At 41.7% G+C, this 894-nt stretch carries 1 protein-coding gene; it reads left to right on the top strand.

Annotated elements, in window-relative coordinates; genetic code table 11:
* Positions 1–117: 117 nt before the first annotated feature.
* The coding region (locus GN217_RS18595) for an IS110 family transposase (RefSeq protein ID WP_156858119.1) at positions 118–894 on the top strand (777 nt) is incomplete at its 3' end.

Genomic DNA, 894 nt, shown 5'->3' with positions numbered 1-894 from the left:
AGCATTCCTGTAATGAAGAAATTTGAGGTTTGAACAAAAAAGAGCCTCTCTGGTATAGTACTGGGTGTCAATGCGCATTGACCCCTAAATTAAAACATACCAAGGAGAGGACTCACCATGAATTATAATCAAAATCGCAAATTAACACAAATCACACCATCTACATTAGTTGTAGGAATTGACATTGCCAAAGATAAACACGTTGCACGTGCGCAAGATGACCGTGGTTTCGAATTTGGAAAAAGACTGATCTTTGACAATCGGATAGACGGCTTTGAACAGCTCTTAAAATGGATTTCCAGAATACAGGAAGAACACGATAAAAGCGAACTGATTATTGGAGCAGAACCAACTGGACACTATTGGCTAAGCCTAGCTTATTATTTAAGGGCCCAAGGTATTAACTTTGTGCTGGTAAACCCCATGCACGTTAAAAAGGCCAAAGAACTCGATGATAACTCACCAACGAAAAATGATACGAAAGATGCGCGTGTCATCGCACAGCTGGTAAAGGACGGACGATACTCTGTACCCAATCTTCTCGACGGCATATACGCCGAATTACGGGAAGGGATCAAATTACGAGATCAACTCGTCAAACACCTGATTACGATCGATAACCGCATTCAGAATCATATCCAGCGCTATTTTCCGGAATTTAATGATGTGTTTAAGGACTGGGAAGGCAAAACAGCTCTATTCACTTTGCGTGAATTTCCATTTCCTTCTGATATCAGACAGATGACTGCGGAAGAAGTGTTGGCACAATGGAAAACAGTGATCAAACGAGGCGTTGGAATCAAGCGTGCAACCAATTTGGTGGAAAAGGCTAAGAAGAGTGTTGGCATTGAAATCGGTCTGCGGTTTGCGAGAAAAGAAATGCACAGCCTATTA

It is taken from the genome of Oceanobacillus sp. AG (assembly GCF_009746545.1).
GTDB classification, from domain to species: Bacteria; Bacillota; Bacilli; order Bacillales; family Amphibacillaceae; genus Oceanobacillus; species Oceanobacillus indicireducens.
This window is presented reverse-complemented; position numbering and strand designations above follow the sequence as displayed.